Origin of the sequence: Mycobacterium triplex (assembly GCF_000689255.1) — a bacterium.
GTDB lineage: Bacteria > Actinomycetota > Actinomycetes > Mycobacteriales > Mycobacteriaceae > Mycobacterium > Mycobacterium triplex.
In genome coordinates this window covers 160,516-174,366 of sequence record NZ_HG964447.1, presented here as the reverse complement: position 1 = coordinate 174,366, position 13,851 = coordinate 160,516, and the positions used below count along the sequence as shown (strand labels likewise).

Here is a 13,851-nt window from a genome sequence, read left to right as displayed (position 1 = left end):
CCGCCGCCAATAGCGCAGTCCGACAGCGGCTTTCACGTCCATTCAGTCAGCCGCGGTAGAGCACGACTGAGCCGGTCATATAGATCTGGCCAGCCTTTTTGCAGCCAGGCGATGTGTCCGTTGGACAGCTTGGAGGCGTCGATGATCGAGTCGACGCGGATTTGCTGTTCGGGGACTCCGAGTTCGGCGAGCTTGCGGTAGAGCGGGTTGGGCTCGATGTCGCGGCCGGCCAGGTACTCGAAGACATGCGAGCGTTGCCAGTCCCAGATCGGGCCATAGGTAATGGTGCCGTCCGCTCGGCGCACCACTCCGCCGACTTGCGCGCGTACATCTGACTGCGAACTGTGCTGTCGAGCCCGCGTTTCGGCGCCCAGACCGCGCCGGTACAGCATCCGTCGGCCGTGGGACTCCTCAGCGCGCACTCCCCACAGCGATCCGCGGCCGTAGCGGCGGTGCGCCTCGGCCGCGGGCCCGGTGATCATGATGTCGGCGAGCTGTCCGCGCAACCGACGATCGACTGCGTGATGGTCGAAACCACCGCCGGCGATCAGCACCGTCAGCAAATCTGGGTCAGCGGTGATCACGTGGTAGTTCAGCTGCCATTCCTGCGCCAGGTCCTCCAGATAACGCAGCGTCTCAGGGAACTGCAGCCCGCTGTCGAAGAACACCACTGGGATGTGCGGGTCGACCTGCCGAGCGAGGTCGACTACGACGGTGGAATCCTTGCCGCCACTCCAAGATACGAACCCGTCGTTCTCGTCGAGGTGTTCGGCGATGCGGTCGAGCAGATGCTGGTGGCCCTGGGCCCCGCGCCGGCGGGCGGCGATGCCGCGTAACGTGTGCAGGTCTAGTCCGGCCGGCGTCGTGGTCATCGTGCGTCGCTGACGGTGACGGTGCACCTCGGGAACAGCCGAGCGAGGTATTCGCGGACGTAGTCGATGCCCTCTGGGCCTTCGAGAATCGATTCCACGCTGGTGGTGTCGTCCCACCACCACCACTGTCCGTTGCGCTTGAATCCAAACGGCGGCGGCACGTTTGAGTCGATGTGGGTGCGGACGAAGGTGCGGGCCGCGCCGACGACGAACCACCAGTCGTTGCCGCCGAAGGTAATGGTGCCATCAGCGTCGGCGACGTCGGATAGTCTGCGCGGCAGCCTTACTCGGGCCAGGCACGGTTCGATGGCCGGCTTCCGCGGGCGGGTGAGCGAGCGGTAATGACCGTTGCGGCCGGGCTCGTCGGATCCAATGTCGGATCGGTTGGGGTGCACGATCCATTCGGTGGGGGTCATCACCGCTCCCTCAGTTGCAAGACGACGCGTTCGTTGAAGCCTCCGGATCGGGTTGCATAGGCGACGTGTTCGGCGGACGCTACGTCGAACTGCATTCCTCTCGGGAGGATATGGGTGGTGTCTTCCACGCTGTCGGAGCGACCCAAATACATCCCACGGCTCGTCACAACCTCGAACACCACATGCCGGGAGCTGTCGTGGCCCGGCGTCTCATGCAAGTTGTGTCGAGTGAGGGTGAACTGGTCGAACGCGATGCTCGCACCGGGCCGCAGGTTAGCCGGCAGGTCGGAGGGCTTGGTGATGTCGCCACGGTTATCGGGCAGCTTCACCGCAACGTAGACGCGGTGGGTGCGGTCGTTGAGGCGTTCATACGCCTGGATCGCCCTGTCGAGGCGCTGCACCTTCGCCCGATCAGTGTCCGCCAGTTGTTGGACGTCACCCGCCGAGCGGTGCAGCTTCTCGTTGATGCGCCGCCACTCAGTGGGGTCTTCGCTGGTCAGCATGCTCGCGATCGCGGCGTGCTGCGACGCCGGCGCGGCGGCCATCACCTGGTTCTTGACCGCCGAGCGGATCTTGCGCTGGCGACCGCTCAGCCTTTCCCGGAACTCCTCGCGGGGCGGCAGTTCGCCGCGCAGGCGCCCGGACTCGATATGGCTCCTATCTCGAGGCGTGGCGCGATCACGGTCGCGAGCCGCCCGGGTCAGTGAGGTGTCCGCGTCGCGCAGTTCGTCGGTGATCTGGTTGGCCAGGCGCTGGAAGCCACGCTCTGTCATCGCATCCTCGGCCACCTCGCGGGCGGCCTTCACGTCGCGCGCGGAGATCGGGCCACCTTCGACATCGACGACGACGGGTTGTTCCCGGTTCGGTCTGGCGGTCTTGGCACCCACGCGGTCTCAAACTTCCCTAGCTCGACGATCAAGGGCAGTGTATGGGCCAACCTGGACACCAAGCGGGATTGCTGCGCGCGCCAGACCGAAAAGAGGGAGGCGGCCCCGGATGGACTGATAATCAGCCTTCCGGAGCCGCCTCAGGTGAAACCCTCACCCGACCCCTGTGTGCGTTTCGTGTCGCTCACGATACCAACCGATCCGGCCGTATCGTGGCGCCAGCATGCTTTCCGATCCCGCCGCCGCGGCATGGGTTGCCGCCGGTCGACCCGCCGTGGACGCGCCGTCGCCGGTAGATGGCCGCTGCGGGCGCTGCGGCGAAGAGGGGCCGACCGTGCTGAGCTCGCGCATCATTTCTGAGAAGTTCACCGGTTTCGACGCCTGGCCATTCGGATCCCGCCGGCTCTGTGTGCCATGCGCCTGGGCCTACAGCACCCCTCCCACCACACAACTGGCTTTACTGGTCACTGCGACGACCGTGACGGAGTACTCCACCGGTGCCGCATTGGCTGACGCGCTCGCTGGCGGCGCCTTGCCGACCTCTCAAGCCGCGATCCTTCCGACCGCTCGACGCCGCCACATCCTGCCGACCGCCCAATGGGGACATCTCGCCACCGATGGTCTCGTCGTGCCCTGGGATGCCGCTGCGGCGACCCGGCTGACCGACCTGATCTGGCTGCGCACCACCGTGGGCGCAACCTGGACCCAGCTGAGCCATCCGGCGCCTCCCTCGCGGTTACTGCGCGCTCAGCCGTCCAGCCATTGGGGGCGCATCCTGGCTGCCTGGACAGCACTGCAGATATGGCGCACCGTCCCGCCACTGTGGGCAGCAGCTCGCGCCCTCACCACCATGCCGACGCCTCAGCCCTAACCCGCGCGCCGAGCGATCACCACCCGGTGACTGCCGGGCCATTTACGCTTCACCCATGACGGCAGCTCCCACTCCCACCCAGGCGTGGCGTGCCCTGGTTCCCGAACTGCCCCCCTTCGACGAACCCGCCCCGGACGCCGAAACGAAAGAAGCCGCCCGGCCCAGTCCCGCCGACACCGCTGAACGGCTGCTGCTGCTACTGCACTACAGCATCGACTGGGAGAGAAGCTGGCTCGCCGACCCGCGATACCGCAAAACCTACTGGGACGAGCTGCTGCCCGGTCGAGTTCGCCGTGCCGCCTACCGCGCCGACACCCTGGATCGCTGGTGGTCTGATGTGTCCATACAGCTCGAGGTCTGCGCGCCCCGGCAGCGGGATCGACGCCTCGAGCTAGCCATGCTGCTACGCCAACCGTCGCTACCCGTCATCGCCGTGCTACGTGACAGTCTGCCGGCACTGCTGCTGCGAGTGCGCATCATCGCCGAAGCTGTTGCCGAACAACGGAAAGCGGCCCGCGGGTGAGCTTGATCAGCGTTCACTTCGACATCGACGTCTTGGCCCGATCCTCGATCGTGCACCGCGAGGACTACAGCGCCATCGGCACCGACAATTTCGCCTTGTTCCGCCGAGAAAAAATCATCACCCCTACCGGTGAAGTGATACTTGTCCCGATCGTGTCGGGCAGCGGCTTCCGCGGCATCTTGCGCCGCATCGGAGAGTCACTGACCGCCGCCGTGCTCAACTACGAAGACACCGCCCTGCCCATCCCGGCAGCACACCTACTCACCAACGGCGGCCGGCTGGCCAAATCCGCGCGGCCCCTTACTGACGAGCAAGAACGCCGCCTCAAGGCTCTACTGCCCCAGGTCGCGGTATTCGGCGGGGCGGCGTCGGGCCGCATCATGTCGGGGCTACTGGACGTCGGCAAGGTGCTGCCCGAGATCGCCGAACTCTCCCACATCCTGCCCCGCCCACCGCGATCCAAAGCCTTGTCTGCCGTGCTTGGCGTCGCAGAAGAATCGTTTAGCCACCTGTCCGATCACCGCACCACCACCGCCTGGCCTCCCAGCACGGACTCGGATGAAAACAGCAGTCCGCTCGGACGATTCGGGGTGGAGACGCTGCCGGCCGGAACCCGACTTCAGACCTGGGTTCGACTCACCAACGCCACCCCCATCCAAGCAGCATTTCTGCTTTCCGTCCTGGACGAATTCGCCACCCGAGGACACCTCGGCGGCCGCATCGCCGCCGGCCACGGACAGGTCACCGCCACCGTCACCGCGACCACGCTTCGCGGAAATCTGCCCAGCGACAACATCGACTGGGCAGCGGACCTAACCGCTCACCGCGACGAGGCGATCACCACGCTATCGCAACTGAGTTGACACACACACATGATTGCTCTGCAGATCACCGCCACCACACCACACGGTGTCGTGCTGTCCCGCCCCTGGGGCGTGGCCTTGGATGGATTACTCGCCTCAGTACTGTGGCACCGCCGTAAGTGGGCCGCCCGCACAGCGGGCGAAGAGTTCACCTATCAGCACACCAAAGACCCTGAGACACTGGACCTTCCCCTCGCCAAATGCGGCAATCCCACCTCTGACGCCGACTGGCACTGGATGGCCACCTTCGCCGACCTCCACCCCCATCACGTCACCGACCCCGACATGCGCTGGCGCACCTCACGCACGAATCGGGGCCGGCTTCAGCAGCTGACCCCCGTCATTGGAAGCCAAGCAGTTTCCGACGCCCAGGGCCGCTATCAAAAGCGCATCGTCCCTGTCATGGCGCATCCCGCCGCGACCTTGACCTGGCGCGCCGTCGGCGACGCCGACCTCATCCGTGAGCTGCTCACCGACCTCTTTTCGATCGGCAAGCACCGCGGGGTCGGAGAAGGCCTCGTCACACGATGGGAAGTCACCGAAACCCCCGATATCTCACGCTGGGCCGCCGGCCACGAACACGAGCCCGGCGTACTCGGCCGCACAACGCCGGTGCGCTGCCTCACCCACACCCCCGGTGTCCAGACAGGACAGCTGGGTACCGCCGCCGTCCGGCCCCCGTACCTGCACCCTGCGAGCCGCGCCAACGCCTACCAACCAGCCCGCTAGCAGGCTCGCATCACGGCCACGAATGGACATTCTGCGCTTCTACGGCCTGAGACCAATAACACGTTAGCGGCCCGCTTGAACCCGGCGCCGTGGGCAGTGGAAAGCCTTGCTCGACAAGGGCTAACGCCGCACGAAACGCCGCCTGCCACTCGAGATATTTCAGATCTATCCCTTCGTGCACAGCGTCATTTCGCCTGGCCACTAGATCAGTTTTGAAACCCTCCGAAGGGCCCTGCCCCAATTCCCTCAGCAGTACTGCCTTCCCTCCAAGTCCCTGATGGCTTCGGTCGCGGAGGAGCCTTGCTCGCTCCCCCGACTCGGTTCCCACTAGCAGATCGTCAACCAGCTTGGTCGCAGCCAGCTCTGCTGCAGTGGCTGCATCGATGACCGAGCGGCGGTACTGATCGGCGTTTTGCAGAGCGCGCGCGTCCCGCAACAGAGTCCATGCCAGTGGCGGCTCAATGTGTGCGAGCGCCAAGCAATCCTGCAGAATCGTTGCGGTCACACCGAGGACTCGCTCAGGGCCCTGAACAACAGTGCCGCCGGCCCTCAACGGCTTCCTTTCCCCGCTTTCGTCGACCGTCCATATCGACGTCCGCGTATTCGGGTTTAACCAATCGCTGGCCTCGTGGCCGACTTGTGCGAGGCGTTGGTTAGTTGCAATCTCGAGCCATGTCCTGACATTCTCCCACCAGGTATCAATCGTGTTGAGAATCTCCAACGCTAGAAGGTCCTGCCCCCACTCCGAACGTATGGCGGGCTCCACGACCTCCGGCCCAGCCTGAATGCTGAAGGCAAGACGTTTGATGACAACACCTTTGAAGCCCAGCGTATGGTCCTTGTAGTGGATTCCCCATTCTTCATCGGGCGTGGGTAGCGCTGCCGCCCAATCGCGCGGAGGCGCCAAATAATCCGCAAGCCCGGTTTCAGCGTCGGGCGTCCGTGGCAGACGTACAGTCGCGGCGAAGACGCCGTCCTCTGTAACGAACGACGTCGAGTAGCTTGACCTGGCGGCAAGCAAGTCCACTTCGGCTAGAAAAGGCCGGTCCAGGTCGTACCACCATTCCAGATGCACGCCGTGCTCCGATGCGGCCATTTCTTCGTCAGACACTCGACCACGGTACCTACGAAGCCATGCGCGCACTGAGCGTCGAGTTCGTCTTCGTACTGATGATTGGACCCACAGCGAGCGCTTCACGTGGAGATGTACGCGCCCGCGTTGGCAGCCGCGTACAAGACCCGATGGCTTTGGCGGGCAGTCGTGACGTCCGTTGTTCGCGAATTCTGGTGCCGCTCCGGTTGCCGCCGGTTTGACTCTGTTGGTCAATCTTGACAGCAGGCTCGTCAGCACCGCCACGAACGGATTCTGTTCCCTCACCAGCCCATGTCGCGCGACACTTCTGCTTGGGCCGCCGCGACCTCGTCAGCAGTCGCCGCGGTCACATCCGCATCGGCCGCCCATTCGAACCGGGTCAAAAGATCAGCCAGCGCCTGCTTTTGCGCCGGATGCGTGATCGGCACCGTGTTCAGATCAGTATGGGCCAACCAGTCGAACAAGACGATCGCGTCGGCACGCCACAAACGCACGCTGACGGTAGGCAGGTCTTCCTCCATGTCGGTCAATCGTGCCATCCTCACGTCAGGGCAGTGCCTGGCCGATGGCGATCAGAAGGCCATAATCCGTAGCACCCATCACCTTGCCATGATGGCAGGCAGAGAGTAACTCAGCCGAGTTTGGGCTGATCAGGGGCTCCCTTAATGCCTGACCAGTCTCCAGAGTCCTTGCAACCAGAGTTGAAGTCGTCTTGGTCGAGACCTGCCGCATCACTGCTCTCTAGGGCCAGCAGCAGCATCGTGACGCATCCGGCTGGGTAGCGTGAGTTCTTGTCCTGAAGTCCTGCGTTATGCCCCAAGTTGTATGAACGCATGTCCTTGAAACCATGGGTGGAAACACCCCACACCAGGACAACCACGGCGACGACAGCGGCGATGGCGATTACCAAAAGCTTTCTGTCCCTCGTCATCCTGACCTTCCTATCGTCTTCGCGAGGGCCTAACCCCACCCACGGCCCGTTACCAGTCGACTGCTGAAAGGTATTGCGGGCAATAGAACCTGATCGCTGTCTTGACGAACGCGAACGCGCCGGCGCTGCCCGGAGGGACCACCCACCAACTCCCACTGTTGGCCGATTGCCGGGGGGTCAATCCCTGCATCGATATCCCGTTACATACGTCATGCCCCAACCGGACGGTGGTCGTCGGGCTCGACGTGTGCCACTGAACCTCGGCTAGCGCGTTGATGAACTGCACATCATAGGCGGTGAGAGGATCCGCCTTCGCCAGCGGCGCCAGCGCCAGCAACGCGGCAACCGCGGTGACAAGCGGGGTCGACGTCCACCGCACGGCTATCATCGTTCCACCTTCTATCGGGCCACCGGTCGCCTGGCCAGAAAAAGGTACCCCTGGCGACAGGCCTGCGGAGCGAAATCGCCGATCGTTCTTTTGTCGAAGTGGCCAGTTTTCATCGAGCCGGACTGGCTTCCGGCGGTTTGAGGTGGACGCGAGGCCTCCCTCGGAGGACCGCCTGGCAACCAGACGTGTCCGCAGGCGGGAAAGCCACAGTGGAAGGCCCGCATCCCATCGGCCGAGTTTCGGCACGGAAATCGTTGAGAGAGTTCTCCTCCAGCACTTCCAGAAGTCTCAAGCGGTGCAGTGATAGCCGCTGTGAGAATCGGGTTGAGACCGGGGCCGGCCATCACGATGAATTTGCGAGGGAGCCGGGGTCAGGAACGGTGGCAGGTTGAGATGAGGGCTTGCTGTTCGTCGAGCAGCTCGCTGATCGTGCTCAGATATGCGGATTGGTCGCTGTGGATGGCATCGCTTGGGCGCCCGGCTATTTCGTCGTTGTTGATAGCTTGTCGCCGCGCCACTGCCTGCACGGATAGGTCGGCGATCCGGTGAAGGCGGCGAGCAATGTCGGGGGTGGATGCTTGTCGTGCGTAGGTTTGCAGCTGGTTGGACCAATCTCGGTAGCTGGCCAGATCCACGTCGGTCGCTGTCAGCCGCGCTGTGAGCACGCTATTGGTTTTGAAGTTGAAGTTGGCGACCGAGTCGACGGTCCGGCAGTCCGGGTTGGGGCGATCCGATAGGTATGCGATTGTCACAGTGGCGATTCCAGCCACGATAAACAGCGGGATCGACATCCTTAGTCGCCGCGGCGGCGCAGCATAGTCGACGTCCACCGCCGCGTCGTCAGCTTCTGCGCTTGCGCGCAACGACTCCACGTGCGTGGTCAGCTGATCCTTGCGGTACCCGAGCCATGCGTAGTAGGCCGCGAAGTACAGCGCGAACCCGACAAAGAACACTCCGCGCCGAATATCGTTGGCTAGGAAGGACAAAACTCCGGCGAGGATGAGGAAGGCCGGCGTCAGCCATATCAATGCCCTCGACCCGCGCAGGGCCCTACGCGTGTGCGCCAGCCGCAAAGTGCCCACCTTGACGGCAGCCACCAGCACGCGCGGTTCAGAAGGGATCTCTCCGCGGCGCAATGCCCTGTTGATTTGGGGCAGCTGCTGGCGGCTAAGTCCAGTGAGGGCTGCAGAATAAGCCCGGCGGAACGGGCGCTGGACGAAAGCCAGGCACGCGGATATCAGTAGAGCGAACCCCGCCACGGTGAGCGGTCCCCACAACCATCCGGTGACGGCGAAAAAGTTCGGGTACAGCAACGCCGCGACTGCGCCAAGCGTGATCGCGCCGAACGCGGCGTTCGCCAGCCAGCTCACCCACCAAGGCGCAACAACGATTCGAGCCCACACAGGTTCTAAGTGTCCCAGAAGGGAGGCGGCCCTTGGGAAGAACCAGGCCGATCCAGCATTTGCAACTTGCGCGACATGACATCACATCGGCCCGTTCACGCTGGCACACTGGACGATCATCTGTGCGAGCTGTGGGTCAATCCCGTTGCCTTCGAGACGCGAGATCTCCGCCATCGAGGAACTCCCGTTGTTGCGAATGTTCCGGGAGACTTCTTGTCCGATCGTGTTGTAGACAAGCTGCTTTGCCTGAGGTGGTTCCGGGTTCAAGTGCTGTCTACTCAACAGGATGCAGTTCATGTAGCTATTCATGTCCGCCGCCGCAGGGCTTGCGAGGACTCCCGACACGAGCCCACAGAGCATCATCACGAGAGGAAGCGTTTTCTTCATCTGTTCACCTCCTTTCGCGGTCCGTTCTCGAGACCATCTCAACTGACATCCGAACTCTCGACCACACTTTTCGTGAATATCGTGGTGAACATCGTTGGTTGCACCGCTACCGCCGTCGGTTTTCCATCTCGACGCAGCGCCGCTCACCGTAGGCTTTGGCCATGTCTTCACGTCGTTATCCCGGCGCGGTGATTGTCAGCGTTGTCGCCGCTGGCATAGCCGCGACGGGATGTACCAAGAGCGCCGGACCTGCTGCAGGGACCAGCAGCGGCGTGGACGGCACCACCTCATCGAGCCTTGCGGGCATAACGAAGGTTCTCCAGTTCGAGGAAAGTTCACATGAGGGTGCCGCGGCCGGATGATCACTGGGGGTCGCCGGAGGCTTCGCCGCTGCCGTGGTCTTCACCCGCCGGCCGGCGACCGAAGAGCGGCAAACAGGAGTGGATGCTCGTGGGGGCGGCGGCATTTGCGGTAGCTATCGCCGTCTCGGTCATGGTGACCATCGTCGTTGTCAGGCATTCCTCGCCGCCGCGTCCAGGCCTGGCTAGTGCTAGAGACTCCGCACCGATCAGCGTCATCACCGAAGAACCCACCTGCGGGGGGTGGAGTAGCGTTGCCCATCCCTTGGCGGCCAGCGAGAAAGCCTCTGGCTGGCACGACAGAGACAAATCCATCCCGGCATCTGCCTGGAGTGCGCAGTTGAGCGCCCAATATCGGGCCGCCGGCACGGCAATACGTGAGGCCGCCGATAAGACTGGGATGCTGGCCAGGCAAACCCCGCACCGGGTGGTTCGGGAACTCTACGAGCAGCTGATCGCCTACTGGCGCGCTTACGCAGACCGAATCCCGCAGTACACCTCACCTGATGATCTGCTGTTGCGTGTTACCTATTCGGCTGGCAACGCGATTTTTGCCATCTGCGATGCGATTCGCCACGGGGCGGCCGCACTGCGCGGACCGCTGGTCACCGCGGCGGCCCCACCGACGAACGCGTCACCGCACACGGACGATCCGGCCAACCCGCAGCGATTCCTTCGCGCCAGCAACTCGATATGCGCGGACTTCACCTCGGTGTTTGCTCACTTCAATGACGCCGCCGCGGCGTGGCATGACACGGATGAGGACATCCCCGCGAGCCAGTGGAGCCCGCAACAGAGGGCCCTCAATGACGGCATCCGGCCGGCGATGAGCGCCGTCGACGACGAATTAGACCGATTGGGTCGGCGTAGCGGCAATCCGGTGATGGAAGACTTCGCGGTGCTCACCGCGGTGTATGGCCGCGCCTATGTTGAAGCGCTTCCAACATATGTGGTGGCTGACCACTACCTGTACGACGTCACCGCCCAGGGCACCAGCCTCATCTCGACGGGCTGCAAAGCAGTCTAGGGTAACGCACAGTTACTCACATCGGGATGTAAAGGCAAGGCAGGCAAGGTGCTTGGCTTCGTGATCAGTGCAGTGTCGCGGCGTGTCACGCGCCGGCTCCCGGCACCGGTGAAACGGGTATGCGTGGCGGCCATGGCATGGCTGGCCTTGGTCGTGGCTGCGTGCACGCCTCCTGATCGCAGCGCCGAGGTGCGCCACCTTCAGGCCGAGATCGCCAAAATGCCGGGCGTTGATGACGTTAATCCACTATATACCAACGATTTTGAGAACGGCGCCCAGTTGAATCTGGTAGTCGCGATGCCGAAGGCAAGCGAGGAACAGATCGCGGCGGTGGCCTCACGTATCACCCGCATCAAAGGCGGGGATTTCAACGGCTACCGCCAGTCCACCACCTTCGTCATTGGCGACCGAGTCGAGGTAAAACGCGGCGCAGAGCTCAACCCCGCCCAGATCGCCGGTGACACACATCAGTTACGACAACTCAGGACCCGTGTGCCAGAGGCGTCGATCCTGTGGTCACGTGACAGTGCCACGGTGCGCCTTGAAGTATCAGATATCGACCACACCAACGACGTCTTGAGCGCAGTGTTGGCCACTGTGCAGCCCGAACCGATGACCGTCTATATCCGTTCGGCCGAGCCGACCAAATTCCCCACCTGGGAAGTCGGTATCCCAATCACCGCCGAGCAGCGCGCAAACATCGACGCCCTGATATCGCGGCTGGCACTGCCGATCTATTACGTGCGGGTCGACGACGCCAGAATCACCGCGCTCTCGGTTTACATCACAGACCCTGCTACGGCCTACCGCGACCTCAAATCAGTCATTTCCACCATAGCGCCCACCAAACAGCACCCGCTACAACTGCAATGGCACCTCATGGTAGAGCCCGATAATTTCCACCAGTTCACCGGAGATCTTCAAGTGCCTGACTGCCGCGACGACAGTGGATCGCCGAAACCCCAAGCCCCTCTGGGCAATCAGACGGCAGAGGCGGCTCAATTGCAGCGGCAACTAGCCAGCGACTTTCACGACTGTAGATAGGCACCAGCGTGTCGTCTCATGAGGTGGTCCACTCGCCGGAGGGTCGTCGTGTCCGATGCTGAAGTAGACGGGCCACACCCCGCGGCCCCCGGGGCCACCATAGGGGCGGTTTTCTGGCACGTCGTGGGCCGCCTCGCGGTCGGCGCCCTTGGCCTGATGTTCATCGCCCTATTTTTCGGGGCAGGCCTAGTCGCCTACCAAGATCTGACTGGGCCGCACTGCGATGGACACCGGATGGGCCCGGCCGACACCTGCTCGGTGCTGACCTCCCGCGGGTACCGGTCGATAAGAACGATCGAGAAGTTGAACCGGGCAGGCACCGATCCAGCGGTGCTGACCGCGCCGGTGAACTGGCATGCAACACAGGAAAATATCCACCAGGGCGTGTACTCGCCGGCGAGCATGCGGGATTTTCACCGCAACACCGGCTACACCATGTTGGGCGGCGCGTTACTGATCGCACTGATGTTGGGGTCATGGGCGTACAAGGCCGCCAAAGCACGGTCATCGGCACCACGACGGCTCTGACGGCGCTATCACGACCGAGCCCGCCTCGGGCTGAGGTCGGTCGCTGCGGCAATAACGAGCGAGTTGCAGAGCTCGTCGGAAGTATCCGGCAGTCCCCCTAAACCCGCGCCCCCGCGCGACCGACGCCGAACGAAGCCTCGCCGAGAAATACGCAAGCCAAGAGCGAGGCGTCATAGTGTGGCGCTCGGCAGTAATGCCGCTCCCGCTCGACCGGATTAGGCGTAAGTCATGCTTAAGGACATGCCGAAAAAATCACTAGAGGCACAGACCCAGCCAGAAACCGGCTCCGGTGAGCGCGTCCTCGGTACGTGGCAAGCCGCCGGACTGAGCGTTGCGGTGATTGTGTCTGCGGCGCAGTACGGACTGGGCGCGCTGCTCGGTGCAGCGGTCATGGTCCCGGTCATCTACGCCTTGGCGCGACTGCGCCGCTATGCACCCCATGCGCGCAACACCGCCGAATTGGTTGGTGCCACACTGGGCCCGAAGGCGGGGACTGCAGCCGGCACCGTTCAACTGCTCGCCTATGTGGTGCTGACAGCGAAGTTCGCCACCGCCCTCGGATCGCTGCTGCTGCTGCAGTTTTCATCCGGTGAAGACCCTGCCGAGAACTTTTCGTGGTTACCGGTCGCCGCGGCGGGGACCGCGGTCGTCGTTGGCGCCATTGTCTGTTGGGCGTCGACTCGGGTCATCGCGTCGCTGGTGGCGCCGCTCGTGATCGCCGGGTTGCTCATCTCCGTCTACCTTGCGGTGGCAGTCACTGCGCGCGTCGCCGCAGGCAGTGACCCCGTTGTCATCGGGACGGCCGCTACCCAGGGCCGGCTGTCTGGTCAGTTAGTCGGCTTCGGACTGGGGATGGTGGGCGTTGAACTCATCACGGTCCGAAGCGCGCGCGTAGCCAGGCCGGGGCGATCCATGTCGCTGGCGGTCGCGGTAGTGGCCGCGGCGGCGCTGGTGTTGTGGGTGGGTGATCACCAGGGGGTGGTGGGGCCGTGGCGATGGAGTGCCAAACTCCTGGGCGAAGCTGTGCCGGAGTTCTATGCCGAAGCGGGTCGGACGTGGATGACTATCACCGGCGTCGCTGTCGGGGTGGCCGCTGCGTTGGCCTCGGGGTGGGCAGTGGTGCGCGTCGCCGCGGACCTGGCGGTAACGCGCCAGGCGCGGCCGAACACCATCGCGCGAGTGGTGCTGATGGCGCTTGTCGCGGTGACGGCTGCCGTCTTGTCGGCGCACGGTGCGCGCTGGATCGGGTTGGTCATTCTCGGCGCGGCGCCCCTGCTGCTGATGGCGCTGTATGTGTTTGTCACAGAAGCTAATTCGCGAGTCCCCGGCGACAGCGTGGTGGCCTGGTGGGTGCGGCTGGTGATGCCCGCGGTGGCCGCGGTGGCGGTGGTCAAACCGCTGGTGGACTCCGAGTTCGCCGCGGTCGAGGTGGCGACGGTGGCCGCCGCGGCGATCGGGGTGGGCGCGGCGGGCGCGGCGGCGGCGCTGCTGGCGCGGCCCCGCGACCGCACCGCGAAATCTGAGTAGTCT

At 63.8% G+C, this 13,851-nt stretch carries 17 protein-coding genes; 8 read left to right on the top strand and 9 right to left on the bottom strand.

Going from position 1 to position 13,851, the window contains the following annotated elements; all coding sequences use genetic code 11:
- Nucleotides 1-32: 32 nt before the first annotated feature.
- Genes BN973_RS28320 through BN973_RS28310 form a run of 3 tightly spaced genes read right to left on the bottom strand, consistent with a single transcriptional unit; the run spans nucleotide 33 to nucleotide 2,175 of the window.
- Nucleotides 33-872 (bottom strand): phosphoadenosine phosphosulfate reductase domain-containing protein, encoded by an 840-nt coding sequence (locus tag BN973_RS28320; protein ID WP_036473605.1) that lies wholly within the window; start codon nucleotides 870-872, stop codon nucleotides 33-35.
- Nucleotides 869-1,288 (bottom strand): hypothetical protein, encoded by a 420-nt coding sequence (locus BN973_RS28315; protein ID WP_036473603.1) that lies wholly within the window; start codon nucleotides 1,286-1,288, stop codon nucleotides 869-871. The genes BN973_RS28320 and BN973_RS28315 overlap by 4 nt, the downstream gene beginning before the upstream one ends.
- On the bottom strand, nucleotides 1,288-2,175 hold the full coding sequence (locus BN973_RS28310; RefSeq protein WP_036473601.1) for a hypothetical protein: 888 nt from the start codon (nucleotides 2,173-2,175) through the stop codon (nucleotides 1,288-1,290). The genes BN973_RS28315 and BN973_RS28310 overlap by 1 nt, the downstream gene beginning before the upstream one ends.
- A gap of 223 nt (nucleotides 2,176-2,398) precedes the next feature.
- Between BN973_RS28310 and BN973_RS28305 the strand changes: the two genes are divergently transcribed.
- From BN973_RS28305 to BN973_RS28290, 4 genes are read left to right on the top strand one after another with little or no spacing between them, the layout of a single operon-like run.
- Nucleotides 2,399-3,046 (top strand): hypothetical protein, encoded by a 648-nt coding sequence (locus tag BN973_RS28305; RefSeq protein WP_036473599.1) that lies wholly within the window; start codon nucleotides 2,399-2,401, stop codon nucleotides 3,044-3,046.
- Between the two features lie 55 nt (nucleotides 3,047-3,101).
- Entirely contained in the window at nucleotides 3,102-3,569 is a 468-nt protein-coding gene (locus BN973_RS28300; protein ID WP_036473597.1) for a hypothetical protein, read from the top strand.
- Nucleotides 3,566-4,432: an RAMP superfamily CRISPR-associated protein gene (locus BN973_RS28295; protein WP_036473596.1), complete on the top strand. Its 867-nt coding sequence runs from the start codon at nucleotides 3,566-3,568 to the stop codon at nucleotides 4,430-4,432. Before BN973_RS28300 ends, BN973_RS28295 begins: the two co-directional genes overlap by 4 nt.
- A 9-nt stretch (nucleotides 4,433-4,441) precedes the next feature.
- Nucleotides 4,442-5,161 (top strand): hypothetical protein, encoded by a 720-nt coding sequence (locus BN973_RS28290; protein WP_036473593.1) that lies wholly within the window; start codon nucleotides 4,442-4,444, stop codon nucleotides 5,159-5,161.
- A gap of 10 nt (nucleotides 5,162-5,171) precedes the next feature.
- On the opposite strand, the gene BN973_RS28285 is transcribed toward BN973_RS28290, so the two are convergent.
- The 6 genes from BN973_RS28285 to BN973_RS28260 form a co-directional block, all read right to left on the bottom strand.
- Nucleotides 5,172-6,272 (bottom strand): hypothetical protein, encoded by a 1,101-nt coding sequence (locus BN973_RS28285; protein ID WP_139813804.1) that lies wholly within the window; start codon nucleotides 6,270-6,272, stop codon nucleotides 5,172-5,174.
- Nucleotides 6,273-6,535: 263 nt separating this feature from the next.
- Nucleotides 6,536-6,784, bottom strand: coding sequence for a hypothetical protein (locus tag BN973_RS28280; RefSeq protein ID WP_196771085.1), 249 nt, complete (start codon nucleotides 6,782-6,784; stop codon nucleotides 6,536-6,538).
- Between the two features lie 101 nt (nucleotides 6,785-6,885).
- Nucleotides 6,886-7,185, bottom strand: a complete 300-nt coding sequence (locus BN973_RS28275) for a hypothetical protein (RefSeq protein WP_139813803.1) — start codon at nucleotides 7,183-7,185, stop codon at nucleotides 6,886-6,888.
- Nucleotides 7,186-7,234: 49 nt separating this feature from the next.
- Nucleotides 7,235-7,573: a DUF732 domain-containing protein gene (locus BN973_RS28270; protein WP_064942984.1), complete on the bottom strand. Its 339-nt coding sequence runs from the start codon at nucleotides 7,571-7,573 to the stop codon at nucleotides 7,235-7,237.
- Between the two features lie 371 nt (nucleotides 7,574-7,944).
- Nucleotides 7,945-8,943: a hypothetical protein gene (locus BN973_RS28265; protein WP_036473585.1), complete on the bottom strand. Its 999-nt coding sequence runs from the start codon at nucleotides 8,941-8,943 to the stop codon at nucleotides 7,945-7,947.
- Nucleotides 8,944-9,057: 114 nt separating this feature from the next.
- A complete protein-coding gene (locus tag BN973_RS28260; protein ID WP_036473583.1) occupies nucleotides 9,058-9,363 on the bottom strand; it encodes a hypothetical protein in 306 nt (101 codons plus the stop codon).
- A gap of 624 nt (nucleotides 9,364-9,987) precedes the next feature.
- Here BN973_RS28260 and BN973_RS28255 point away from each other — a divergent pair.
- The 4 genes from BN973_RS28255 (at nucleotide 9,988) to BN973_RS28240 (ending at nucleotide 13,848) form a co-directional block, all read left to right on the top strand.
- Complete coding sequence (locus BN973_RS28255) at nucleotides 9,988-10,749, top strand: hypothetical protein (protein WP_139830019.1); 762 nt, start codon at nucleotides 9,988-9,990, stop codon at nucleotides 10,747-10,749.
- Between the two features lie 60 nt (nucleotides 10,750-10,809).
- A complete protein-coding gene (locus tag BN973_RS28250) occupies nucleotides 10,810-11,793 on the top strand; it encodes a hypothetical protein (RefSeq protein ID WP_139813800.1) in 984 nt (327 codons plus the stop codon).
- A gap of 48 nt (nucleotides 11,794-11,841) precedes the next feature.
- Entirely contained in the window at nucleotides 11,842-12,321 is a 480-nt protein-coding gene (locus BN973_RS31270) for a hypothetical protein (protein ID WP_139813799.1), read from the top strand.
- A gap of 240 nt (nucleotides 12,322-12,561) precedes the next feature.
- On the top strand, nucleotides 12,562-13,848 hold the full coding sequence (locus tag BN973_RS28240; protein ID WP_036473576.1) for a hypothetical protein: 1,287 nt from the start codon (nucleotides 12,562-12,564) through the stop codon (nucleotides 13,846-13,848).
- Nucleotides 13,849-13,851: the final 3 nt, after the last annotated feature.

What these genes read in the sequence shown, in the direction of transcription:
- BN973_RS28240 (WP_036473576.1), top strand. Translation starts at nt 12,562, where the DNA reads ATGCCGAAAAAATCACTAGAGGCACAGACCCAGCCAGAAACCGGCTCC.
- BN973_RS28305 (WP_036473599.1), top strand. Translation starts at nt 2,399, where the DNA reads ATGCTTTCCGATCCCGCCGCCGCGGCATGGGTTGCCGCCGGTCGACCC.
- BN973_RS28270 (WP_064942984.1), bottom strand. Translation starts at nt 7,573, where the DNA reads ATGATAGCCGTGCGGTGGACGTCGACCCCGCTTGTCACCGCGGTTGCC.
- BN973_RS28315 (WP_036473603.1), bottom strand. Translation starts at nt 1,288, where the DNA reads ATGACCCCCACCGAATGGATCGTGCACCCCAACCGATCCGACATTGGA.
- BN973_RS28320 (WP_036473605.1), bottom strand. Translation starts at nt 872, where the DNA reads ATGACCACGACGCCGGCCGGACTAGACCTGCACACGTTACGCGGCATC.
- BN973_RS28275 (WP_139813803.1), bottom strand. Translation starts at nt 7,185, where the DNA reads ATGACGAGGGACAGAAAGCTTTTGGTAATCGCCATCGCCGCTGTCGTC.
- BN973_RS28300 (WP_036473597.1), top strand. Translation starts at nt 3,102, where the DNA reads ATGACGGCAGCTCCCACTCCCACCCAGGCGTGGCGTGCCCTGGTTCCC.
- BN973_RS28260 (WP_036473583.1), bottom strand. Translation starts at nt 9,363, where the DNA reads ATGAAGAAAACGCTTCCTCTCGTGATGATGCTCTGTGGGCTCGTGTCG.
- BN973_RS28290 (WP_036473593.1), top strand. Translation starts at nt 4,442, where the DNA reads ATGATTGCTCTGCAGATCACCGCCACCACACCACACGGTGTCGTGCTG.